The organism is Candidatus Acidiferrales bacterium (genome assembly GCA_035515795.1).
Classification (GTDB): domain Bacteria; phylum Bacteroidota; class Ignavibacteria; order Kryptoniales; family JAKASW01; genus JAKASW01.
Genome location: DATJAY010000003.1, coordinates 85,544 through 110,698 on the forward strand (window position 1 = coordinate 85,544; position 25,155 = coordinate 110,698).

21 protein-coding genes are annotated in these 25,155 nt (G+C 47.4%); 14 read left to right on the top strand and 7 right to left on the bottom strand.

What is annotated here, in order from left to right; translation table 11 throughout:
- Window positions 1-34: 34 nt before the first annotated feature.
- From VLX91_01635 to VLX91_01655, 5 genes are all read left to right on the top strand, one after another.
- Window positions 35-853: a hypothetical protein gene (locus VLX91_01635; protein ID HUI28888.1), complete on the top strand. Its 819-nt coding sequence runs from the start codon at window positions 35-37 to the stop codon at window positions 851-853.
- Window positions 854-888: 35 nt separating this feature from the next.
- Entirely contained in the window at window positions 889-1,380 is a 492-nt protein-coding gene (locus VLX91_01640; GenBank protein ID HUI28889.1) for a DinB family protein, read from the top strand.
- Between the two features lie 51 nt (window positions 1,381-1,431).
- On the top strand, window positions 1,432-2,685 hold the full coding sequence (locus VLX91_01645) for an MFS transporter (protein ID HUI28890.1): 1,254 nt from the start codon (window positions 1,432-1,434) through the stop codon (window positions 2,683-2,685).
- Between the two features lie 90 nt (window positions 2,686-2,775).
- Window positions 2,776-3,627: an AraC family transcriptional regulator gene (locus VLX91_01650; protein HUI28891.1), complete on the top strand. Its 852-nt coding sequence runs from the start codon at window positions 2,776-2,778 to the stop codon at window positions 3,625-3,627.
- A 96-nt stretch (window positions 3,628-3,723) separates the two neighbouring features.
- Window positions 3,724-4,164 (top strand): DinB family protein, encoded by a 441-nt coding sequence (locus tag VLX91_01655; GenBank protein ID HUI28892.1) that lies wholly within the window; start codon window positions 3,724-3,726, stop codon window positions 4,162-4,164.
- A gap of 25 nt (window positions 4,165-4,189) precedes the next feature.
- Here the strand turns inward: VLX91_01655 and VLX91_01660 are convergent, their stop codons facing one another.
- Window positions 4,190-4,576 carry a DUF488 family protein gene (locus VLX91_01660; GenBank protein HUI28893.1) on the bottom strand — a complete coding sequence of 129 codons (387 nt, stop codon included), beginning with the start codon at window positions 4,574-4,576 and terminating at the stop codon, window positions 4,190-4,192.
- 127 nt (window positions 4,577-4,703) lie between these two features.
- On the opposite strand from VLX91_01660, the gene VLX91_01665 reads away from it, so the two are divergent.
- A complete protein-coding gene (locus VLX91_01665; GenBank protein HUI28894.1) occupies window positions 4,704-5,771 on the top strand; it encodes a methylated-DNA--[protein]-cysteine S-methyltransferase in 1,068 nt (355 codons plus the stop codon).
- Between the two features lie 370 nt (window positions 5,772-6,141).
- Window positions 6,142-7,434 carry a hypothetical protein gene (locus tag VLX91_01670; protein HUI28895.1) on the top strand — a complete coding sequence of 431 codons (1,293 nt, stop codon included), beginning with the start codon at window positions 6,142-6,144 and terminating at the stop codon, window positions 7,432-7,434.
- Between the two features lie 146 nt (window positions 7,435-7,580).
- On the opposite strand, the gene VLX91_01675 is transcribed toward VLX91_01670, so the two are convergent.
- From VLX91_01675 to VLX91_01685, 3 genes are all read right to left on the bottom strand, one after another.
- On the bottom strand, window positions 7,581-8,063 hold the full coding sequence (locus VLX91_01675) for a DinB family protein (protein HUI28896.1): 483 nt from the start codon (window positions 8,061-8,063) through the stop codon (window positions 7,581-7,583).
- A 146-nt stretch (window positions 8,064-8,209) separates the two neighbouring features.
- The gene (locus VLX91_01680; protein ID HUI28897.1) at window positions 8,210-8,524 is read right to left on the bottom strand and encodes an SRPBCC domain-containing protein; all 315 of its coding nucleotides are present in this window, start codon (window positions 8,522-8,524) and stop codon (window positions 8,210-8,212) included.
- 106 nt (window positions 8,525-8,630) lie between these two features.
- Window positions 8,631-8,921 carry a DUF3303 family protein gene (locus VLX91_01685; GenBank protein ID HUI28898.1) on the bottom strand — a complete coding sequence of 97 codons (291 nt, stop codon included), beginning with the start codon at window positions 8,919-8,921 and terminating at the stop codon, window positions 8,631-8,633.
- A gap of 83 nt (window positions 8,922-9,004) precedes the next feature.
- Here VLX91_01685 and VLX91_01690 point away from each other — a divergent pair, with 83 nt between their 5' ends.
- From VLX91_01690 to VLX91_01710, 5 genes are all read left to right on the top strand, one after another.
- The gene (locus VLX91_01690; protein ID HUI28899.1) at window positions 9,005-9,760 is read left to right on the top strand and encodes a carboxypeptidase-like regulatory domain-containing protein; all 756 of its coding nucleotides are present in this window, start codon (window positions 9,005-9,007) and stop codon (window positions 9,758-9,760) included.
- A gap of 233 nt (window positions 9,761-9,993) precedes the next feature.
- On the top strand, window positions 9,994-10,908 hold the full coding sequence (locus VLX91_01695) for a pirin family protein (GenBank protein HUI28900.1): 915 nt from the start codon (window positions 9,994-9,996) through the stop codon (window positions 10,906-10,908).
- A gap of 315 nt (window positions 10,909-11,223) precedes the next feature.
- On the top strand, window positions 11,224-13,422 hold the full coding sequence (locus tag VLX91_01700; protein ID HUI28901.1) for an aryl-sulfate sulfotransferase: 2,199 nt from the start codon (window positions 11,224-11,226) through the stop codon (window positions 13,420-13,422).
- 132 nt (window positions 13,423-13,554) lie between these two features.
- Window positions 13,555-13,959, top strand: coding sequence for a DUF2914 domain-containing protein (locus VLX91_01705; protein ID HUI28902.1), 405 nt, complete (start codon window positions 13,555-13,557; stop codon window positions 13,957-13,959).
- A 54-nt stretch (window positions 13,960-14,013) separates the two neighbouring features.
- Window positions 14,014-14,763: a DUF72 domain-containing protein gene (locus VLX91_01710; protein HUI28903.1), complete on the top strand. Its 750-nt coding sequence runs from the start codon at window positions 14,014-14,016 to the stop codon at window positions 14,761-14,763.
- A gap of 18 nt (window positions 14,764-14,781) precedes the next feature.
- Here the strand turns inward: VLX91_01710 and VLX91_01715 are convergent, their stop codons facing one another.
- On the bottom strand, window positions 14,782-16,548 hold the full coding sequence (locus VLX91_01715; GenBank protein HUI28904.1) for a hypothetical protein: 1,767 nt from the start codon (window positions 16,546-16,548) through the stop codon (window positions 14,782-14,784).
- Window positions 16,549-17,186: 638 nt separating this feature from the next.
- Here VLX91_01715 and VLX91_01720 point away from each other — a divergent pair.
- Both VLX91_01720 and VLX91_01725 read left to right on the top strand, forming a co-directional pair.
- On the top strand, window positions 17,187-19,799 hold the full coding sequence (locus tag VLX91_01720) for a T9SS type A sorting domain-containing protein (GenBank protein ID HUI28905.1): 2,613 nt from the start codon (window positions 17,187-17,189) through the stop codon (window positions 19,797-19,799).
- A 294-nt stretch (window positions 19,800-20,093) separates the two neighbouring features.
- On the top strand, window positions 20,094-20,333 hold the full coding sequence (locus VLX91_01725) for a hypothetical protein (GenBank protein ID HUI28906.1): 240 nt from the start codon (window positions 20,094-20,096) through the stop codon (window positions 20,331-20,333).
- Between the two features lie 93 nt (window positions 20,334-20,426).
- Here the strand turns inward: VLX91_01725 and VLX91_01730 are convergent, their stop codons facing one another.
- Together VLX91_01730 and VLX91_01735 are read right to left on the bottom strand one after the other, a co-directional pair.
- Window positions 20,427-22,988: an AAA domain-containing protein gene (locus VLX91_01730; GenBank protein HUI28907.1), complete on the bottom strand. Its 2,562-nt coding sequence runs from the start codon at window positions 22,986-22,988 to the stop codon at window positions 20,427-20,429.
- A gap of 272 nt (window positions 22,989-23,260) precedes the next feature.
- Complete coding sequence (locus tag VLX91_01735) at window positions 23,261-24,838, bottom strand: lamin tail domain-containing protein (protein ID HUI28908.1); 1,578 nt, start codon at window positions 24,836-24,838, stop codon at window positions 23,261-23,263.
- Between the last annotated feature and the right edge of the window lie 317 nt (window positions 24,839-25,155).

Consider the following 25,155-nt stretch of genomic DNA (forward strand, 5'->3'; position numbering starts at 1 on the left):
AAAGTAATAATGCTTCAAAGACAATGGACTGCAAATGGACACCCGATTCCGCAGCACAAAGCCGCTGCACTTCTCGATCCCTATATCGTTACTGATAATCGCCTCCGGTATCTACGGTATATTTTTTAAGAGCGCGTATTCGCAAGAAACTCATTTGATGGCTGTTCAGGGGGTCGCGCAAGATTTGGCGAACCTCATCCTGGCTGTACCATCATTGATGGCCGGTGCATTTCTGATCCGCAGAGGATCGATACGCGGGATATTTATCTGGCTGGGAGCGGCGTTATACGTCTTTTATACCTTCGTCGTCTATTGTTTCGCAGTCCACTTCAATTCTTTCTTCCTGGTGTACTGTGCGGTGCTCGGCCTGACTTTTTATTCAATAATTTCATTATTGCTTTCGGTGGATTTATCCGCGATCAAGAATTCGTTCGCCGAAAATAAGTCAAATAATGTCTCAGTGTACTTTTTGATTGTGATCTCCGTTCTTTTCTTCCTGATCTGGATGAAAGCAATTATTCCCGCGCTGGCATCCGGTGAGCCGCCGCAGGAATTGAGAGAGGACGGATTATTAACCAATCCTGTCCATGTTTTGGATTTGTCGTTTTTCCTTCCAGGCATTTTCACGTCTGGAATTCTGCTTAAGAAGAAAAAGCCTCTGGGTTATTTGTTCGCACCTTCATTAATAACTTTTTCTACGATGATGTTGTTAACAATCTGCGCGTTGATTATTGGAATGAAGGTCGGCGGCATGGCTTCAGATATAACCATGCTGATTATTCTCATGGTTGTTGTGTTGATAAGTTGTCTCGTTCTCATCAATTTGATGAGAACCATTAAGAAATATTCTTGAAATCGTTAGGTGAATAATAAGGAGAATAAATATTTATGAGCATCGCGAAAGAACTCAGCACAGAATTGAATCAGCAAGCGGCGAACACGAAAAAACTTCTGGAAAGAATACCCAGTGATAAGTTAACATGGAAACCGCATGAAAAATCGACGGCGATCGGGAGGCTCGGCATGCACATCGCCGAACTTCCGAATTCGATAGTGAGAGCGATAGAGACGGTGGACTATGATTTCGCCGCAAATCCTTTCAAGCCGGTGTTTCCAAATACGACGGCGGAGATAATGGATACCTTTGAGAAATCGCTGCGAAAGGCAACAGATCTTCTGGAGAAAACTCCGGACGATGAATTGCCGGTTATGTGGAAAGCGCTGCGGGCAGGACAGCTGGTTTGGCAAATGCCGAGAAGTGCGGTCATTCGCAATACCTTAAATCACATCATCCATCATCGCGGGCAGCTGACGGTTTTCCTTCGCTTGCTTGATGTGCCGATCCCGAATACATTCGGGCCGACTGCCGACGAAAGATGATTTTCGTAACTGAGATGAAGGAGCACAATAGATTCCTTCGTGGCTTTATCTATGACAATTAGATTCCGTTCATGGCCCGCACCATCGACTTTCGGGATCTTGATTCTGCCCGTGGCCATCTATGTCGGCTTTACTTCGACGCCGCTTCCGTATTTGCTGAGCAAAGCCGGAGTTTCGGTTTACCAGATCGGCACACTCGGCTCGCTTCTCCAGCTCCCGAACATATTCGTTTTTCTCTGGGCGCCGCTCGTCGATGCGAAACTTCGACGCCAAACATGGCTGGTACTGTCGGCGGCTGCAACTGCGTTGTGCCTGTGGATAGCTCAGCCGTTCGTCGGTGCATCGCAACTTTATGTCTTAACCGTGCTCCTGTTGGTTGCTGGCATAACTGTATCTCTCGTGCTTGCCGCTTCCGGTGGACTCATGGTCACTGCGCTGTCTTCAGGTAAGCAACCGAAGGCAGCTGCGTGGAATCAAGCGGGGTACCTTGCGGGCGGTGCGCTGGGGGGCGCACTTGTTCTGTGGCTTGTAACCCGGCTATCAATTTTCCTTACCGGGTTCATACTCGCTCTCATCCTTTTCCTTCCTGCACTGATCGCATTCACATTTCCCGAGAAAAAGCCGGAAGTTTCCCACTGGTTCAAGGGGCGCCTCTCGGCAATCGGACGAGAGGTCGGTGGAGTTTTTAAGTCGCCGCTGCGAAGATGGAGCACCATCCTCCTCATGGCTCCGGCTTGCACTGGCGCTGCACAGCTTCTCCTCCCGGCGATTGCATCACACTATGGAGTGGGAGCGTCCGGTGTCATCTGGATAAATGGTCTCGGCGGTGGAGTTGCTCTCGGCTTAGGTTCGCTGTGCGGTGCTCTGGTTCCGGCGAGCTGGGACAATCGTGTAGTATATGTGGGCGCGGGTCTTCTGAACGCATTTGCCGCCATCGTACTCGTAGCCGTGGATAGCGCAACAGGATACCTCGTGGGCACAATTCTCTATCTGGTTACGCAGGGTCTGTGCTGGGCAAGGTTCACCGCACTTATCGTTGAAATTGTTGGGCCTGATACCAAAGATGCAAGTACGCTATATAGTGCCCTATCGGCAGCGGGAAGCATTCCGCTTGCATACATGACATGGCTCGACGGGTTTGGATATTCAAAGTTAGGCGCACACGGGCTTCTTTGGACGGATGCTGTAGGAAACCTGATTGTGTTTGGAGTGGTTGTTGCGGTTTTTATCTCTGGACGCCTAAAGTTTAGGCATACTTCAGAATTGGTTGCTTCCAACGAAGAACAGAGCCTGCATTCAAGGTAACAATTCGTCACCCTGAAGCGTAACATAGGTACCGGAACTGTTGCATCTGAGTCTAGGTTGATTAGTTGACAATAAAATACAGTACTTCTTTTGAACGCCGACACCAAAATTCTTTATAACTCAAAGTTTTACAGCATAACCGATTTCCATTGTAAGTCTAAGGCCGGTGAAAATTCCGGAGTTGAGTACCAGACCGATTTCTCGCTGAGCTTCACGCGGAGAGGGAACTTCATCTACAATGTATTCCGAAATTCTCTGGACGCTCACAGCGGAAGGATACTCTTGAATAAACCCGATCACGAGCACACGGTCAGTCATATGTACCATGTTCCGGATGAATGCACATGTTTTGCATTCCGGCCACAGTTTTACGAATCGGTAAAAGAGCGTCACCGGCGTCTTGTGAATCGGTTCTTCACAAACAACGATGTCCATTCTATTCTCATAAAATCGGATGCCGCGTTGGACTTTCTTCATAACAAGGTTCTGCGTCTCTTGAAAGACAAGCGCTGCTCAGGCTTGTTGATAGATTCAATCGTTTATGAAATTGTCAACTTGACGCTCGCGAAACTGGCGGGTGAAGAGCTCGTGAAAGGTATTCCCGCGTCGCTGAAAAAATACCACCTGCAAACCGTGGAGCGAGCGAAGGAATATATAAACGAGAATTACGCCCGCGACCTGTCGCTCGATGAAATTGCAGAAAACTCTTATGTCAGTCCGTTTCATTTCAGCAGAATTTTCAAGACGTTCACCTCGTACTCGCCTCACCGGTATCTCGTCGACACGCGCCTCAAGAATGCGGAAAACCTTATCAAAAATTCTGACCGATCGATAACCGACATTTGTTTTTCATCCGGCTTCGAAAGCCTCGAACATTTCTCCGCTTCATTCAAGAACAAATATCGAATTTCCCCGTCACAGTTCAGAGCGAAAAACAGTTAACTCAAAAAAGCAAGATTTCTAAAGTCTTACTATAATTCCACTGCTAAATTTATGCGTGAGAATTCACCATAAACAAATCGACATGGAGGAGAAATCATGAAAGAGAAAGAACTCGTATCCAGAGCAAACAATTTCTTTAGCGGCGATGCTTCGTACGGGGATCCCGCGATAAAAATCTTGGAAGGAATCACATCCGATTCGGCAATAAGGAGACCAGACAAAAACAGCCATAATGCCGCAGAATTGCTGGCGCACATTGTCGGATGGGAAGACGTCTATTTGAAAAGATTTCAGGGAGACCCGAAAGCCACGATAGATCAGAACCTATCGTTCGATTGGAAGAGGATCGACAAAAACGAGAAGAGCGCGTGGAAAAGCTTAGTGTCGGCATTCGAGAAGAACCACAGACAATTGGTTTCCTGTCTCGAGCAGGAGAAATCCGATATGGCGGCGAAAGAAAAACTGTTAAACAACATCATGGAACACGACATTTACCATCTCGGACAAATCGCACTGATAAAGAAACTGGCCGGTTAAACCGGCTTTTCCTTCAAAGAAGAGACTATGCGAGCTCGGCTCCTTTTTCAAGAAGGAGCTCGCGGAGCACCGAGCGGTGGCAGTGAGTTTCGTTCTCGCAATAGCAGCCGACCGAGAAGTTGGCATGATGAGAGAGTGCAGCGAGGAGCTCAAGCATGTGTGTATTTTCAGGAGTGGCCATTTCCGACTTGTACTTTCTGACGAATGCAGCCCATTGCGATGGTGTTTCCGCTCCCCGCGCGAGCTTCACGGTTTCAGCGCTCGGGGCGAGGTTGGGAAACCACACGTCGTACCAGTTCTCCGACGCAAACTTCTCCTTTGGTACGCCACGCGGCGGACGACGGACAGTTCCGATGCGTAAACCTTCGCCTTTTCTTCTGGGACTACCGAGTCTGACAATACGTATAGACATAACTTGCTCCTTTGCGTAATATATCGGTACGTTCTTGAAGAAGCAATCTTCGCTGTAAATGGGTTTTCAAACATACTTGTCAATTTTTCGGTTGCAGGCAGGTGAAAAAGAATATTAGATTTACTGTATGAATACAAAAGGCGAAACGACACTTTGGGATGAAGACATAATGTACGAAGCGTTTATGAAAAGAGACGCCTCGTATGAAGGAATTTTTTTCGTCGCGGTCAGGACAACCGGCATCTTCTGCCGGCCTACTTGCCGGGCCCGGCGAGCAAAGCGTGAACATATCGAGTTCTACCAAACGGCCAAAGACGCCCTTCTCAACGGTTACCGTCCGTGTAAAGTATGCAGGCCGCTCGAGCTTCTCGGTTCCACACCGGACTTCATACAGAAACTGATCGACCGGGTCGCCGCAGATCCTTCGAAGAAGATTACCGACTATGATCTCGTCAAGATGAAGATCGAGCCGAGCAAAGTTCGCCGTTGGTTCAAGACAAATCATGGACTGACTTTCCAGGGATACCAGCGAATGCTGAGGATAAACAGCGCACTTCACCAAATCAAGAATGGGGAAAGCGTAACGGAAGCCGCGTTTGAAAATGGCTATGATTCTCTGAGCGGTTTTTCGGAAGCGTTTAGGAAGATCGTTGGTACCAACCCCAACGGTGCGAAGTACGCCAACGTGATAAACATTCACCGGTTTGTAACTCCGCTCGGGCCAATGATAGCTGGCGCGACGGAGGAAGGAATCTGCCTTCTCGAGTTTACCGAAAGACGCATGCTTGAATCTGAGTTTGGTGATCTGAGACGCAAGCTGAAAGCGAATTTCGTGTACGGAATCAACGAGCACATTTCCAATCTCGAGACGCAAATGCGAGAATACTTCGAGGGCAAACGTAAGACGTTCGACGTTCCGCTTGTGACTCCGGGCAGCGAATTTCAAAAATCGGTATGGCAGCAGCTCACGACGATTCCGTACGGGCACACGAGATCGTATGAAGAGCAGGCGATCGCAATCAACAATCTCAAAGCGCTCAGAGCAGTGGCTAGCGCAAACGGTTTCAATCGAATCGCGATTGTCATACCATGTCATCGCGTGATCGGGAAAAACGGCAGCCTTACAGGATATGGAGGCGGACTCTGGAGAAAGAAGTGGCTTCTCGATTTCGAGAAGAGCAACGCTAAGAATTAGAAAGCACTTCCCAGCGAGTCGCAAGAATAGATTTTTTTGAGGATTTGAAGGGGAATTATTTCAGCTGTACCATGGTGAGTTGATATCGGGAACAGCAGCCCATCTCTCGTTTGATTTTTCAAGTTGATAGATTTACTTTCTTTTTGAATTTATTCCGGTCAAAAAGTCTGCCCGGACTAGATTGAAACATCGTGCAATGCGTGGCAGGAAAGGAGGATCCTATGAAAAACATCTCAACTGTAATGTTCGCAATCTCCGCGTTTTCTATCAGATGGGTTTGACGTGGGGGATTCGATTTGGTTTTTCCGCAAGGCGCATTTAGATTTTTACATGAATCCGAAATTGTGCAAGGAAAAGAGGAAGATTGCGGTTGAATAAAGCGCTTGCTGCAGTATCATACCTTTTTCTCTTTACCTCTATTGCGTCGGCACAGATATTTTCCTCGCCGGCGGAGATGTATTCAAGCTACTTCAACGAAGTAAAGGCTGCGGAAGACCAGAGTTGGGATCTGTGGGATAGAGACATGTATGGTCCGATTCTCTTGGTCAATCCATCAACGAGGGAAGTTTACTCGAATTACCCCGACCTTGGCGGCGCTCTCACAAGCGATGGGGATGTCTATCATGGAATGCTTCCTGCCGAAATCAATACTGCCAATACCATGGTACACTGGAACGGCAGGGATTGGGCAATGGTGATGCTCCCTCTTCCTCGCTACAAGAAAGACCGCGTAGACCTAATGGCTCACGAGCTGTTCCATGTTGCGCAATCGTCGCTTGGCTTTCGAGGGTACAGCCCGGCGAACAGCCACCTCGACGACAAGAACGGAAGAATTCTCATGAGGCTGGAACTCGAAGCGCTGAGGAAGGCGTTGGAATCGACTTCAAGCTACGACATCAAAGAACATATCACCGATGCCATGATCTTCAGAGAGTACCGTTACACTTTGTTTCCTGAAGCGAAAACTACCGAGAACCTTCTCGAATTGAACGAAGGTCTGGCTGAGTATACGGGTTTCATGGTCAGCAATAGAACAAGAGAAGAGGCTATCTACCATTTTGAGACCGATATAAATTCCTTCGTTAGATTCCCCACTTTCGTGAGATCGTTTGCATATGAAACGATTCCTATATATGGATACCTACTTCAACAATCCGATAAGTTTTGGAATAAGAAAATAACACCCGGCACAAACCTGACGGACTTTTTCATAAGGGAATTCTGGTTGACTTTGCCGGCCGACATCCCGTCAGCGGAGCGTTCTATCGAGAATCAGTACGACGGAAAGGTTATCCGGGCGGAAGAGACCAACCGCGAGACCATACGAGAGGCGCAGGTCGAAAAGTACAGAAAGTCGTTCATCTATCAGCCTCATCTTGAAATTCATTTTGAAAATATGCGTCTCTCATTCGACCCGACGGACGTTATCCCGCTTGACGATAAAGGAAACGTTTACCCGGTTATTCGCGTGACCGACAATTGGGGAATTCTCGACGTGCACAGCGGAGCATTGATGAGTCAGAAATGGGATAAGATTACTACGAGCGCTCCTGCAAAGATCGACGGCAGAAATATAAGCGGTGATGGATGGACACTTCTGTTGAATGACCTGTACACCATAGTCGAAGACAGCGCGGGAAACTATCAGATAATAAAGAGATAGCAACCGCCCGCCGCGTCCACATGCTGTCTGGGTGGCCGGGCACTGGGACGGGCGGAATTGCGAATGGGTTTTCTTCGAAGGACGCTGGGAAGATGTGCGTTAATATCGCGTCTGAACCTTGCGAAAGTTTCCGTCCTTCGTGGGGTTCAAAGATTTGTTGAAGGGTCATCTGCACTCGGCCCGTAAGCAGAAGGGACCTTACCTCCGGCGAGGCGAATGTATACGGACATTTGTCCGCGGTGATGAATCATATCGAAAATCATTACCGTTATGAATTCATCTCCGGTCATTTTCTTTCTGGCAAACTCGACCGGTTTGTTCAGGTCATCGTTCGACATTTTCTCTAGGGTTGAGACAACACAGGAACTTTCATTTTCAAAGTCAGAAATGAGTGTCTGCAAATTTGAGGGCGCATAGTTCTGAAATACCGACCTGTCGACTTTTTGTCCGAAGACAACGGATTCGATCAAGTACATTGCAAACACAAACGTTGCCATGACCTGCTTTGCGTTTCGCGAGCGTTCATGGGGAGTGAAGAGTAACTTGTCTTCCGGAAATGCCCGCATAGCCTTGAGCGTCGTCGCAGATTCTTTTTTTATTATTTGCAGTAGGTCTTCTTTTGCAATCATATTTCACTCACAATATTCATGAATCTTGTTCGACAAGTTCTTTTATTTTCGTAAGCACCATTCACCATCCGGCGGCAGTTTCTTCACATCTCTTTTGACCGTTCTCCATGCTTGAGAAATCTCCCCGGGAAACGGAGAGTGTCGTACTACTCTTTTCCGGCAAAAGTGTGTATGTCACCGCCAAATAAATTAGACGGCACATCTTCCATGGCGCCGTTTGGATCAAACGTGGTGTATTGAAGAATCTTTCCGCGTTTTATCTTCTGAATGGATCCCTTCACGTAAACCTTACCATCCGATGCTCCCTTCCAGATCAGGGGCCTCCCATTTTCCCGTTCAGGAACCGCCTCGCAGTTGAGCATGTATTTCTTTGCTATTTCAGGACTAACCAGAGCATCCCATACCCTCGATACTGGTCCGTCGATGAATATGGAATTCTCGACTATCAACCCCTTTTTCATTCTTCTCTCCTCTATTTTCTCAAATCACCATCCTACAGAATATCTGACGAAGGAAGCGATTTGAATCCTTTAACTGAGAATTGTCAACCAGTTATGAGCAGATCTTTCAGCAAGCGCCCCGCTCGACGACGACCTCACAGGGCGATGCGGACATAACCTCAACGCTTCCCGCCATCGCGAACGGTTCCATGAACTTCTTGACCTGCTGCTCGTCCGGTGCTTCGATAATCAAGTATAACGTATGCTTGCCGTTGATAACCCCCTCGCCTTTTATTCTGACTCCGTAACTCTCGGCGTTCCGCGAAGAAAGATGTGATAATAACATACCGCCCATCTCTTTGCTGCGTGCAGGGCATGTTTCGCTTGAATGTTTATGTTGAACTACAAATAAAGCCATTATTTTGTTCCTTTTCTTTTTTCTTTGCTATCTAAACATCAAAATCGCAGAAATGATTTCCTCGTGATACGTTTGTATTGTCTATGCAGTGGGCAGATTCCATGGTACATTTCAACATTGACAATCGCTTCTCAGGATACTACATTGTCTGTGGATTGGAAGGTATGGAAGTGGGAAACAGATTTTTCAATTCGAAATTGAACGGACTAATCCTTGCCCTGCTAAGCTTCCGGATAGCATACGGTCAAGATCACACCTATCTCATTGGAATGGTCTCTGATAACGGGTCAAAGAGTCCTGTATCAAACGCTAATATTATAATTGTGGGGTCACAATTGGGTACAATCTCCGACAGCGCCGGACGATTTACTTTACGAGATCCACCAATAGGATGGCACGTTGTCAAAGTCTCGCACGTTGGCTATGTTGCAGGATATTACTTTGTAACAATCGAAGAAGAGAAAACGTTTTTTATCAACGCTGTGCTGAACCCAACTTCGATTTCCCTCCCAGAAGTAACCGTTACGGGCACTCATCAGTTTGACGAATTTTACAGGTTGTCATCAAGCGCAGATGTTACTGCAAAGGATATTAAGAAAGATGGCATTTTTGACTTCGAAGGTCTTTTCTTAAAGTATGCATATTTCATGACATTTCGCGATTATGCTCTTTTTGTAGACGGCATTCGAGAGGATCCGGAATTTCTCAAAACGATTAATGTTCGCGACGTCAAGGAAGTTTTTGTGTGGCGCAAGGCAATGGCTCCAATCGAGTTTAAGGAGAGACTCGGCACGACTTGGAATACTTTTGACTATGTTGTGCTTGTAAACACGAGATGAGGCAACTAATTTTCCTGGTGGAATATCTCATTGATCTGAAACAAATCTAACTCCGTGTTTTTTAAAGCCTGGCAGTGCCTATCGTGTTTTGATCTGCGATCAAGTAGTCGATTTCACTTTTTAGCTTCACCCCTATCCTATTCTTATCGGAACCGCTTGATGTTTCATCTCTGTTATACTTTTGCATCTAAATGTGGCTCGCTGCATCTAATCTGCACAGAGAGGAAACAGAAATGACGGAATACAGAAAAATAAAAAAGGTATTTAAGAGCAAGGCTGCACTTGAAGGCGCTGGTGTCCATTTGAAACGCGCTTTCGGTTTCAATGAAGTGAAGATGTTTGATCCGTTTTTGCTTCTCGACGATTTCAGGTCTAACAACCCTCAACAGTACATGAAAGGTTTTCCGTGGCACCCTCATCGCGGCATCGAGACCATCACTTATGTCTTGAAAGGAGATGTCGAGCATGGCGACAGCATGGGAAACAAAGGGATTATATCTTCCGGCGACATTCAATGGATGACCGCTGGGAGCGGAATCATTCACCAGGAAATGCCGAAGGGCAATAATAACGGTGAGATGTACGGCTTCCAGCTCTGGGCGAATTTACCGAAGAGCCACAAGATGATGGACCCGCGTTATCAAGAGGTCAAGAGCGACCAGTTCCCGACCCTCACCAGAGAAAACGGTACGAAGATAAAAGTTGTGGCAGGAGAAGTTGAAGGAGTGAAAGGACCCGTAACAGGCATAGTCATAACTCCGCAATATCTCGACGTGACCCTTCCGGCGAATTCTCATTTCGAGTTGCCGACGACGAAAGGCCACAAGGTACTCGCGTACGTCATCGATGGAAAAGGTTATTTTACGAAAGAGAATGACATGTTCTTATACGAACTCGACGGCGGTAACGGATCGAAATCGGAGAAGAACCAGATAATCGACAACGAGAGTCTCGTTCTCTTTGGCGATGGCGAGGCAGTTGAGGTTATGACTGCTGACGAGCAGGTGAGATTCCTGCTGTTTTCCGGTGAGCCGATCGGCGAACCTATAGCGTGGTACGGCCCCATAGTGATGAATCATGAAGGGGAGCTTCGTCAGGCATTCGAAGAGCTCGATAAAGGAACGTTCGTAAAGAAGCATCGATCGTGAAGTAAAGAAGCGTGCAAGGTGGACGCCGTCCGCAGTCTGATGTATTACAAATCATGAGCCGGAATGTTGCGGCAATATGGATTGCATCTCGTTGCGGATCTGATTTTGCGACCGTCTGAGGGTAAGACATTCAAAACGGGGTCAAAGGTGCGGGGCTCTGGAATTTCAAGTCCAGGATTAAACTAATTGCAGGCCGAGGCGTCCAATCGTTCGGATTTTCTTTATGCCTGAGACGTAATTGCGTACAAGGATTTCGACAGGGGCATTTGACGATTCGGATACTATCAACAACCTAAATTACGGAGAGTTATTGCTATGGATATTGCTTACAGAAAAACCTATTACTATGCTTTTTTGTTCGTAAATATTTTATGTTTCCATGGAATCTCCGGCGCCACACGGGCACGTCAGGGAAACATACATAGAGGTCAATCCAACTCCGGTTCTCATGTCGTCTACGTCTCGCCTGTGCCGGGTTCTGCCTATCTTACTCCGAGTACCAATATTATTATTCGCAGTGATGAGAGCATAGATGCGGCATCGCTTGCCGGTGACGGGTTATTCACGATCGTCGGGAGTCTTAGCGGCGATCATGCTGGAAACGCAGTACTTGCCAGCGATCGACGAACGATAATATTCAAACCCATTGTCCCATTCTCGCTGGGTGAAATCGTGAGCGTATCCATCGTGCGTCGGCTGCTGACGGCAGATGGAGATACGATATCGTTGAATCCGTTCTCTTTTAGGATTTCCGGGCGCAATCTGAATGCTGATAAGGCACTGATTGCGGAGATCGCAGCGGCGAATTCGGAGATTCCAGATGTGCATCCGGAGTCCCCGACAAACCAAACCAGCCGCACAATGAACGAACCACAATTGAAGAATGAGTTTGAAGGGCTGCCGGCTAATTTTCCTACTTTGAAGGTCACTCAATCGGACAACCCGAGTCCGGGATATATTTTTCTTTCAACGATCAGCAGCCCGATCAGCTCCGATTATGGCCATTACCTGATAATGGCAGATAATCAAGGGAGTCCCGTTTTCTACAAATACATGGGAAGTGACCAGGCATGGGATTTTACCATGCAGCCCACCGGCGTGTTGACTTATTCATACCCCTTCATCGATCCCACGCGTTACGTAATGAACACGTCCTTTCAGATTATTGACAGCTTCAAATGCGGCAACGGCTATATCGACGATGGCCACGAGATGAAAATCTTGCCTGATGGTAACGTGATTCTCCTTGCCGATGATTACGAGCAGATCGATATGAGCAAAATTGTGCCGGGTGGCGACACGAATGCAGTGGTGCTTGAAAACGTAATCCAGGAATTGGACAAAAACAAAAACGTCATATTCCAATGGCGGACTTTCGACCATTTCAATATCACGGACGGCATAGGTACAAGCCTGACTACCGCGAACGTCGATCCTTTTCACTGCAATGCGATTGAAATGGATCAGGATGGGAATATTCTTCTTTCATCCCGTTATCTCAGTGAAATAACAAAGATAGATATCGAGACGGGTGATATAATCTGGCGGCTCGGCGGAAAAAATAATCAATTTGACTTTGTCAACGATCCGATCGGATTTTCATACCAGCATGACATAAGGAGGCTTCCAAACGGCGACATAACATTGATGGATAACGGCAACAAGCACACGCCGACGCATTCGAGGGCCGTGGAATACAAGCTGGATGAAGTCAACAAGACGGCTACGTTGGCGTGGCAGTTTGAGCACAGCCCAAATGTCTATAACTCTTTCATGGGCGACGTGCAAAGGCTTGCGAACGGAAATACGTTGATCGGGTGGGGTGGCGCTCCAACTCCGACTATGACGGAAGTGAGGCCCGATGGAAGCATCGCACTTGAAATGACATTTCCCTTTGATTCCGCGTTGAGTTACCGGGCATATCGTTTCCCTTTCTTGTTTATCACATCACCAACGGTCAGCGACACACTCAGAGGGGGTGATGTTACAACTCTAAGGTGGAAATCGTCCGGCGTTGATACTGTCGATGTTGACTGCTCTACCGATGGGGGCAACTCATGGTCCGGCATAACTGTAAATTATCCGGCTGATGCAGATTCGATAGATTTTGCGGTGCCGGCATTGTCCGCAGGATCAGACATAAAATTCCGAGTTATCCAGTCCGGCGCAACAAATAGAGGCGTAACATTTTTGAGCGATGCCGTTTCAATAGTAGGCGTTGAAAGCGTTCCGCCATCCGGTGGTCCTTACACATTTTCTCTATCGAATAATTACCCCAACCCGTTCAATCCCTCAACGACCATCGACTATGAAATCTCTTCCGGGGGCTTTGTGACATTGAAGATTTATGATATTCTTGGAAGAGATATAGAGACTCTTGTGGACGGGGCCAAGGTTCCTGGGAAATACAGCGCTACATTTGATGGGAGCAAGTTCTCGAGCGGTGTATATTTTTACCGGCTAACTACTTCGTCAGGATTCACAAAGGTCAACAAGATGGTGCTTGAAAAATAACATTCGAAACCTTGAGAGTTGTCCGCAAAATGGTTAACATTTCAGAGTGTGGCCAATGTGCCGCGCGCGTCTCCGCCGAAGGCTTGCCATAGGCGGGAATTGTGTCGTGAACCTACAAAACAGGAGAAAACAATGAAGAGGATCGTATTGCTAGCAGTAATTTTTGTTGGCGTTCTCACTCTCTCATCGAGTCTGGTCAGCGCCCAGAATGCCAATATGAAGCCGGAAGCCGGGCCGAAAGTCGTAGATATGAAACTTGGCGCGGGGATACAGGACAAGCAGATCACTGGCGAGGATTCGACATTCGCTCTCAACGCAAAAGTTTATGCCTGGATGAAAGTTACGGGCGCCGCCGGCGATTCAATTGTGGTAACGTGGAAACACGCTGACAAGGAATACAAAGCGACGATCGGCGTCGGTGGAAGTCCCTGGCGAACCTGGGCTTATAAAACGGTAAGTGCCGCAGGTGATTGGACAGTGACGGTTTTAACCCAATCCGGAGAAGTTCTCAAAACGGGAAGCTTCACAGTCAAGTAATTTTTTTCTTATAAACCTTGCGGAGGCCTGAACGCCTTCGCGAGGTTTGCAAATATGCCCGCCCATATTCACATAGGCTGTTGCGGTTGGAGTTATCTCGACGAAAAGGAATTTCGAGAACCTGAAGGTCTCAGGCCCGGGCATTCAAAGCTTCAAGCCTATGTGAGATTGTTCGACTCCGTAGAAATTAATTCCACTTTTTACAGACTCCCCCGGCTTTCCACTGCGGAGAGGTGGCGCAAAGAGGCTGACGAAGTAAATCCGGGATTTGGATTCACCGTCAAGGTATATCAAGGGATAACTCACCTCCACCGGTTCCGGAAAAAAGAATCGCTCGATACCTACAGAATTATCAAAGATATCTGCTCCGTACTTCGTTCGAATCTGGTTCTTTTTCAATCTCCGGCAAGTTTTAAACCGTCTCCGGAGAATATCGATGCCATGACGGAATTCTTTGACAAAATAGATAGAGAAGGAATCGTTACGGCCTGGGAGCCGAGGGGAAAATGGTACGACGACTCAAGACTCGTTGAAAAAGTTTGTGCGGATTGCAAGCTGGTACACTGCGTTGACCCATTCCGGAACGATGCACTTGTGTTAGGGAAGACAAAGACCGCTTATTTCAGGCTGCACGGCTTCGGGAAGCCCAGTATGTACCAGTATGATTTTTCCGAAGAAGAATTGTACCGGTTGCAGAAAAAAATAGATTCATTGTCATATGAGATGAAATACGTTTATGTCTTCTTCAACAACGCGGCCTGTTACGGGAACGCTGCGGCATTCCAGAAGATGCTGGCTAAATGATTCCAATCTCATTGCGGCCTAGAATTCGTATCCGAGATTCAACCCCAATCGTATCTGATTATAGCCGGCCAGCTTATACGTTGGCCCATAGAATACGCCGAATGCGTCCATGAAAATCGTTTTCAAACCGACACTCGGGATTACCGTAAAATTTGGGTCAACAATATGGAACACCCCTCCGATCGAAAGATCGGTGATGGTTTGATAGAAATATTTTGGTGAAGTGTCCTCAATCGGATTAAGTCGGATCACGCCGATGCTCGCCTGAATAAACAGCGGATGTAAATCTTCGATAGGATGGTACCTGAATCCTGAGGAAAGCGAAAAAGTTTCGTCGCGAATGTAAGATACTATAGGGTATGGAGAAGTTTCAGTCCAATCCGTGGGGGTTTGCTTGATTCTTGAATAGGAAAATGAGGAAACAATAGCCTCATCTGAGTTCAAATAGATGTCTCCCTCAATTGAGAATTCTGAATAGCTCGAATACGAATCAGAGGAACTTCCAAAATTGGCCCAGTAATTTCCAGTATCTGCCCAACTCAAGCTTTGTTTTTCCATCTTTCCTACTACGACGTTATATGAATAGCCTCCTGAAACGATGATATTGCTCGGAGAATTTTGACGCTGAGTCTCGATACTATTTCCCATCAGCAAATTGGGATCAGCACTCAATGTGAACTGAAATGTTTCCCATGGATAATCCCAGTCAAACGGGGAATTGAGATAATTCTCGATACTATTGTGCCACAATCCGGCATATCCCACCATGGCTTTTATGCCGCCGGCTTCAATTCCAACGTTAAAACCGTGAGTGTAAGCGCTATAATAGCGCGGCTTCGGTCCTTCAGTAAAAAAGCCAGCATACATTTCCTGAATGTATGAAATCCCGCCGCCGAGATAAATCGGGTGCCAGACGTAACCTAGTCCAAGCCGACCCGTGACATCGTTCGGGAAATTGTTCCAATCGTTGAACAGTGCCTCAAATGAAGATTCCGCTTCAAAATCAGGAGCGCTCCCGACCTTATCGAGCGGCTTCATGGCCCCGGCCGTTAATTCAAGCTCAAAGAACTCATTCGCAATCGGCAATCCTTCAATTCCTACAATTAGCTGCGCAGGTGAAGGAGCGGAAAGCGTCTGTGAAACGACTCGTCCGCTGTCAGGATTCCAGACGCTCTCCTGATATTCAACTTTAGTCCCAAAGTTCATAAGTGAAATGCCGATGTTCAACCGGTTGGAAAATACTTCGGGGCTGTATGTAGCCCCTGCGCTAAATAAAAGATGGTCCAAAGTAATTTGCCAAGCGACCTGTTTTGAATATCTTATCTGTGCGCCTACTGCAAGCTCATCACCAAGATGCGTTGCGTAACCTGCAGCAAATGTTCGCGTGTAAAAATGCATCGTTATGTCTCTATAACCTTGCGGGGTCGTGTCGATTACCGCGCTGACCATGTCAAAACCATAATCGGTATATTCTAAGCCGATGCTGCCAAAGTCTTCTATCTTTGTCGCAAGGGCGAGAGAACTCAGCGGTATGTTCCCTGCCCACGATTCGAATGGATTTCTGAAAAACGACAGACTTGCATCTTCCGCATAGGCCAAATTCGCCGGATTGTATTCCATGGCATCGATTGGGTTTTTCGAAGCTACTCCTTGCTCACCAATGCCCTGGGAGCTGACTGACCTTGGATAAAGCAGCGCTTGAAAAGCTGCTTGTGATTGTGCGAATAAATTCTCGGAAGAAATGAAAAGTGAAACTAAGGTGATGATTGCTCTGCAAACTTGCATACAGCCTCCAGCGACAGTGTTTTGTTTCATGCCGAAACTTATTTCATCGAGAAAATTTAGGTCAGCCGATGTCTAGTATCAAGGCCCTCCTATGCGGACGCATGGCATTTTACAGTGAATGACAGGAAACCATAGCCTTTAAAAAGTGTGACACCTGTCATTTGTAATGAAATCTTTTTGGAATTAACTTTGTTAGTTATTATGCTGGTCAGTAGATGGGTTCCATGGTGATAAGGAATTCGTCTGCCAGATAACGCTACAGAGAGATAGGGACAACACGTGCTGAAATCCTTCACGGAGGATGCAGGCACGAGAGAGCGAATCCAGGATAGAAAGAAACTCTCTGTGCGTTCAAAATGAAACAGAAGTACAAATGGAGAAGGAGAGATGTCCCAGGATACTGCCCGTCGGTCCACACTTGTGGATCATCCAATCAAGTTAGCTGTGCCTAAAGTGCAGCCCATATTTAATCTTCAAATTCCATTCGGCCGATTATTAATCCTGATCGGAAAATCAAAACTGTAAACTATTAAGAAAGCCCTGATGCTGGTGGATATGAGATGGTCACCGCCAAAGGTGGCTGACCACAATTCATAGTTGTTGCATTTGAACAAGCAAAAAAATAACAGGAGGAAAAAATGACTAACTCTACAAACCGCCGGTTTGTGCTTGCAGACTGGCTAGGAAGGGTTGCCATGCTGGGATTGATACTCGCAGCATCCGCAGCTCTTGCGCAATCAGCAAAACCGCTTGAAACCATCCTCAATCCGGATGGAAGCGTAATGTCCGGAATTACACGAGGAAGTTTCGACGCCCGCGGATACAGGATGGTCACTGCGAGGGACGGTTCCCCGAGATTTGTAAAGGCCACCTCCGATCCCAACGATAAAAATTGGGATCCGTCATTCACCGTCGCAGGCGTCGGCGGTTACCTTGACGTAGTAACATATAACGGTGATACACTGTATGTCGGCGGTTCCTTCGGCAGTGCGGGAAATGTCGTAGCGAACAATATTGCGAAATACAATTTAACCACTAATACATGGTCGGCTTTCGATACGACGAGCGCTGACAGAGGAACTAACGACCAAGTGGATTATATACTTGTCAATGGTAACGATGTTTACATCGGCGGTTACTTTACTTCGGCGGGCGGTGCAGCCGCAAATTATGTCGCTGATTACAACACATCCACAGGGACATTTTCATCTTTGGGGACAGGAACGTCAAACGGAACGGATAGCTATGTCTATTGCATGGTCTATTTCGGAGGTAATCTGTACGTTGGCGGCCACTTTGCGAATGCGGGCGGCAATGCTGCAGCCTACGTAGCAAGGTGGGACGGCTCGTCATGGCACGCACTTGGCTCCGGGGTCGACAATAACGTGGATGCCATGATAATCTGGAGCGGCGCCCTATATGTCGGTGGCTCCTTTCTCAATGCGGGCGGCAGCACTGCAAATTATATAGCCAAATGGGATGGTACAAACTGGAGCAGCGTCGGAGCCACAGCAACTGATCTAAACGATGCAGTGTATGCTTTTGCCGTTGCCAATAACGGCCTGTATGTCGGCGGAGATTTCACAACGGCAGGCGCAACCACTGTCAACTATGTAACAAGATGGGACGGAACAAAGTGGAACATGGTAGGAGCCGGAGTAAGTGGCTATGTTGAAGCCTTTGCACTTTCCGGCAGCACGCTATATGTAATCGGAGGGTTTTCCGCTGCGGGCCTGATCACGGTAAACAATATCGCTACTGTCGATACATCGACGAATGTCTGGTCGGCGCTTGGATCACTTGCCAGCATAGGAACGAATGATTGGGGATGGGTGAGTGCGGTCGTCAACGGCAAACTTTATCTGTCCGGCGGTTTTACCAGGGCAGGAAGTGTAAGTGCATTTGGAATCGCAAGCTGGGATGGATTAACATGGTCGTCTCTCGGGGGAACAACGAATGCACCCGGCGGAAATGTATATGCGATGGCAATTGACAGTTCTAACATTTTTGTCGGCGGAAGCTTCCTCACCGCAGGCAATGTTGCAGCCAATCATGTCGCCGTGTATAACACAAACAGCAAAACATGGTCAGCACTTGGCGTTGGAACTGCAAACGGTGTTGATGGCACCGTCTATGCTCTTGCAATGTTAGGCGGAAACTTGTATGTAGGCGGCAGTTTTACTCACGCAAATGGGAATCCAGCCAACCGCATCGCAATGTGGAATGGAACATCATGGAGCACTCTCGGAACCACTCCGAACGATGGTGTAACAAACACCGTGAGGGCACTCGCAAGCTTTGGGTCGGATTTGTACGTCGGCGGAAACTTCACTGCCACCGGCTCGGGAGCGACCGTCAATCATATAGTGAAATGGAGCGGCACGTCATGGTCTGCCCTAGGCACGGGAGTTAATAACACTGTCTATGCGATCGCTGCCGGGAACAACGAAATTTATGTCGGTGGAATATTCTCTCAGGCCGGAGGCGGTTCTGCTAATTATGTGGCATCATGGAACGGATCAAACTGGTCTGCACTTGGATCACCAACAAATGGTGTCGACAACACCGTTTATGCCTTGGCAACATACGGCGATACGCTGTTCGCGGGAGGAATATTCGCAAATGCCGGAGGGAGCCCCGCTAGTTGCCTCGCAAAGTGGAACACGCACGCGTGGACCGTTCTCGGCGCTGGTGTCGCCAGCAATGTGTACTCAATGGCGATAAATGGGACAAATCTTTTCATCGGAGGCGGATTCTCGACGAGCGGGCTTGTCAACGTCAACAACATAATCGAATGGAGCATCAAAGACAGCTCATTCGCTACCCTAGGTGATGGCGTCAATAATACGGTTGATGTTATCTCTTCGACGGGCAATGATACTTATGTGGGCGGTGCTTTCAGCACAGCGGGAGGTAGACCATCATATCGATTTGCCCGGTACAATCCGAACGGAATCGTTGCGGTCAGGGAGCAACAGCCTGTCGCCGGAACATTCAGATTGTTTCAGAACTATCCCAACCCATTTAACCCGACGACAGTCATCAGTTATCGCTTGTCATCCGTCGGTCACGCGACATTGAAGGTCTATGATGTTCTCGGCAGAGAAGTTGCGACTCTCGTGGATGGAAACCAGGATGCTGGTACACATGCTGTCACGTTCGATGGCTCGCGCCTTTCGAGCGGAGTCTACTTTTACAGGCTCACGACGGGAAATTTCAGCGATGTAAAAAAGCTAATGGTCGTCAAATAAAAAACCATAGCAGGTTTTTGGGTTTCTCGCCAAAGCAGATGTCCTCACTTGGCGAATCGAGCGGGCGAGAGACCCAAACCTGATGCAAAAAAGGATCAAAGGAGGAGGAAGAGGTAAGGTTGAGTGACGGATACTTCAAGGGAATTCTCTTTCTGATTCTCGGTTTGACGTATGTAGGTAACATGTCAGCGCAGAGCAGCGCACAATCCGATTCCCTGCTAGAATAGGAGTAGGAAGAGAGGGGGGCCATATTTTGATATTTCATTTCTCAGATCGCGAGACAGGCCGTCATCTTTGCCTCCGCCTCAAGCATCCATCGTCGTCGTAGCTCCAAACGGTAACGATTCGTGGCCGATCGGGAACGTCGAGAACATACGCCGGGCTTCATCAGGTATTTATGGCGATGTAAAGGTAGAGCTTTCAACAGACGGGGGTTTAACCTATACAGTACTTTCCGGCAGCGTCGCAAACACAGGATTACTGCCGTGGATTCAAAAGGAATTGAAAGCGGTCGAAGCGAGGAGGTTGAAATAAGAAGATAACAGGGCAAGATTCTCCAGCAATCTCCTCATCACTCGCTTTGACAATTCAAACGGCATCGCTACCGACTAAGCGGAGCCTCTGCGGCTACTTCAAAATCTCTCCCAGATCTGCAGTCCAGTTACACGCGGGATAATTAGCACACCCCGCAAAGAATCCCCGCCTCCCGCGTTTGACTTTTATTTTGCCTGCATCAATTGGACAGCTCTCTCCACTTTCTTCAAGTATTGCTTCGATGATTTTTCCATCCGCCGGAGCCGTTATGCATTGATTGTCTGCACATTGTGCCACGATCATTCCCTTCATCTCTTTCAGCTCCATTTTCCCGCCGCATACGGAACAATGAACATCGACTTCTTTACCACCTACACCCGTGAGCTTTGAACTTTTCCTCGGTAAAATATAATTGAAGACTTTTGTGATTTCCGGCACGCCGATCCGAAGACTGAAAATCTCATCCCGTCCTAAAATGTCGAAGACATGCAGAATTTTTCCATCGATTATCCAGAAGAATAAATCGGATTTGTCAGACGTTATGAGATTAGTATTCCTTAGTTTCTGCTGAAGAACACTCATTTCGAGAGATTGGAATTCCTTCGCCGACTCGACTTCTTTATTCAGAACATATTTGAAAAATTGAAGCTTTGATTTGATCGGCTGTACCAGCTTCAGTTCTTCGGCCGATCCCTGGATGTCTCGCAACAATGGAATTACAGCGTCGGTAAAGCCATGATGCATAGAGATGCCCGCGAAATTGCTCCCGATATGTTTTTTTTCGTTTTTCTCTTCAATCTGAATCGGCGTGACAACTTTCTCGCGTCTCGATTTATCGAGCACGAAACGCAGCAGTGATCCTTCACTTGTTTTCGAAGATAGATAATCGAAATTTCCTACGAACAGTAGTCTTTTTCTCGCACGCGTTATGGCGACATTCAACAAGCGCTCACCCTCCGTAACATCTTCATCGTCTCCACTTTCGAATGTCGAAGACTGTTCCCGTGATGCGAGCAAAACACCGAGTGGAAGCGGCCTGTCATCCACGAAATCGAATACGACCACGTCGCATTCGTTGCCCTGAAATGTATGGACAGTTGCGGCAGAGATCCTGTCAAGACCCATGCTGTTCAAAACAGAGCGTAAAAATCTTGCCTGTGCCCTGTATGGAGTGATGATGCCGACGGATTTTGCACCGTGTTTCAAAGATTCAACCGCAAGATCAGTCGCGGCGATACCCGACAGAATATTTACCCTGCTGTTGGTTGTAGCTTCGCGGAACGGTTTTGAGTTCAACGGCGATGTGTCATAGAATACGACCGGCTCTTCCTTCGGTGTCGCGCCTCTTATCTTATCACTTGCCTTGAGCTTTCCTGCGTAAATTCTGTCGTTAATCAGTTCCATGACGGGAAGCGGCATTCTGTATTGAACCTCCAAAACGTTCAGTCTCTTATGCCCCTTCGTCGCGTAGCGATGCAAGCTTGTCTCTCGGAAAATATCTCTCGAAAGAATATTCAGAACTCTCGTCGAGGATTGTGTGATCGGCGGGATCTGCATAAAGTCTCCAAAAATTGCCACGCGCTTTATCGCAAGCGAAGCCGCATACAGGACATAAGGAAGGTACAGCATACTTGCTTCATCGATGAGAACGGCATCGAACCGCCTCGAAAATATCTGAGAAGAGATTGCTGCCTTAGCCGCCGTGCATGCAACCAGGTCTGCGTGCTGGACTATTCTGCTTTCCTTGCCGTAAGCTTCTTCACGAAGCTTCGAAAGCTTCTCGCGAAGGTCGGAAAGTCTTTTATGGCCGCCTCGGCGCTTTGACCCGGGGTTTCTGAATTGCGTCATGGAGCCCCGAATATCTTTCTCGACTTTTTCAATAGTTGCATAAAGCGCAGGATTTTTGTCGCGCGCGACATATTGCGGCAGAGACCACGGAAAATCCTCAAGCTCCACAAACCTCGGAATACCGAAGCGAACAAATTTTCCATTGAAATAATCGTCCTCATCCTTCAGATATTCGAGAGTTTTTTGAAGCGCAACATCGACGGCAATGTTTGTGTTCGAGATGATCAGGACTTTCTCTCCAATGGAAACCAAATTTGCAGCCGTAAATGCGAGAGTCTGAGTTTTTCCCGTTCCCGGCGGTCCCCATATAAATGAAATTTGTCTCTTGATCACCGAGCGTGCCGCTTTGACCTGAAACTCATTCAGCTTCTTCGGGTCAAGCGCAATATCCTGACCGAGTTCCTCCCCTTCATCTTCACCGAACAGGGCTTCTATGCACTCCACGTCCTTGTCTTCAATCGACTCGAGACGATCTATAAGCTGTTCGAGAAGGAAGTATGGCGCAGTCCGGAGCATAGCATGGTCGACTTTATCCCCGATATATCCTTGAAGCAGGAGCACAATCCGGTTGCTTTCTACGGCGACGAGACTTCCGCGAGTTACGTTGCCTTCAACATCGATCTCCACCGGAACATCCTCGCCCATTCGCGCGTCATCATCGAACTTAAACTCGTAAAGAAATTCCGTGTCCGCATTACCGAGAAATTTTCCGGCGGAGAGCGAGTAGTTCCGCGATGAATAGTTTCTAAGAGCCTCGATCTCGTTCTGTAATGCGGTGACGTAAAGCGAGATGCGCTTCTTAAGCACGGAATGATCTTCGGATAGAGCCATTTTCAATCAATATAGCACATTGATGACACTGATGAGGCAAATAAATGCCGGTTTTCTTTTTACTCGTATCAACGCAAATCAGCATTGATTACGTCATCGGTTTGCTATGTTCTTTATGTTTGATGTTTTAAATCGAAGCCACACAAAAAATACTTTGAATGAGTAGTTCCATGGGAATTGTGTCGATAAATTCACGAATTCGCTCCAGGTCCTTACGAGTCGCAGGCTTCGCTCGCAAGTTTTCAACTCTACCTCATTCTCTTTGCCACGACGAGCGGCGTTTTGTACCTGGAAAGAGATTTCCCATCCGATCCGGTTACCTCAACAAACAGAATATATAATCCGAACCTTACGATCTTACCTGAATTGTCTCTCCCGTCCCAGACTATCTTCCCCGATGATGGGAGAATCGTATTGTCAACCGGAGTCGCGATGAGCCTCCCGATCGAATCGAAAATGCGGACTCGAACTTTCACAGACGAAGATTGAAAAGAATAGTTGATGAAAGTGAAGTCGTTTACGCCGTCGCCATCGGGCGAAAAAGGGTTCGGGGCAACCGAGATCGATCCGGATCCTGCGATATTTCCAGCATCCATGAAAATGCTGTTCTTTTTTCCAGGCGTTCCGCCATTTTGTGAAACGCAGGTTGACCAGCTTGTCTTCTCGTTAGACGGAAGCATCGGGTTTATTTTTTCCAGTGATCGACCGGAGGTATTGGCAATGTCGCTGTTGTGCCATGATGGTGTATAGTAAACGCTGTCGATTAATGTGCATGACGGATCCTCCAGCACTATATATCCGCCGTTGTCGCGCAGCGTCATCGATTTCGTAATCAGAACGAGACTTGTGTCTGTCACAAAATTTAATATTGAAGTGTCTGCGGCGATCACGAAATAGTTATTGTAAGGAAGGACTTTTTGAACTGCCGACAGGTGAATCGGCTTTGTTTCAGAAGAAGTGTAAAATGCCCAGTTTGTGATATCAATCGGATTTTGCGAAGCGTTGCAGATTTCGAAGTACTCGCCCATCATCCCGCTGGTATACATGATTTCGTTGATACCGATATCTTGCGGACGATAGCAGACGTTCGTCCATGTTGACAGGGTGTCATTCCATGGCCGTTGATCTTGCGGCTGATGAATCTGTGCAAGTATTTTGCATGCCCCTGATTGCGCCGGCGTAAAAACAAAATTTGCGGAAACACTATCGCCCGGCTTCAGCGTCACATTCAACAATTGCCTGTCTGAGAAAATTAATTTTCCATCATCGTTCAAAATGTCAATCGAGGCGTCTATGGTACTCAACAGATTTCGGCCGTCATTTTGAACCATAAGATCTATGTCCGCATGGTCGTTCACATCTATAGCCACTTTGCAGCTTAATCTCTTCAAGCAAACATCATAGAGGAGTTTCGCCACGCTGTTTATCATTCCAGGCGTTGCTCCGGTCGAGTCAACTGATTCGTGCCAATTGGCAGAATCATTTCCCGCAAAACAATCGATGCGTTCGAGCGATCTCCCGTTTGCGCCGCCGTAAGATGGTACATAACTCATCGAATCAAGAAGGTTTCCCTGATTGTCATAAACGACCATCCAATCGCCGCTGTTATTTTGCGAAGGAGTCGATTGAATTATGAGATTCTTCACAGGATAATGAAGCACTGAAACCGATGAGTCCTTGCAGAGAACGGCGAATTCCCCGGGCCCAATTATGGAACCAGATTTTATTTTGTCCGAACCTCCGTGCGTCTCGACTCTGAAACCAGACAGATCGATGATCTTATCTGTGGCGTTGTAAAGCTCGATCCATTCAGCGTCCGGTGCCATTTTGCCATGTCACTTTAACCGCTAAAAAGCCCCAATTCAAGCCCCGTTATCTGGTTCCTGCGACATTGAAAACCTGGGGCGATCATATCCGGAAGCAAAGAGTTGAACTCAAGCTATCGAGAGAAGAAGTGTGCAAGATGCTGGAAGCAAGTATCTTTGCACTCCGAAATTGGGAGAATAACTATGCTAGTCCGAATCGCCGATACCATCCTCAAATTGTGAAATTCTTGGGGTATCTCCCTAAAGTCGAAACGAAAGAATTCTATGGCGACAGGATCCTGCATTATCTGAAATCCTACGGAATGTCTCGGACACAG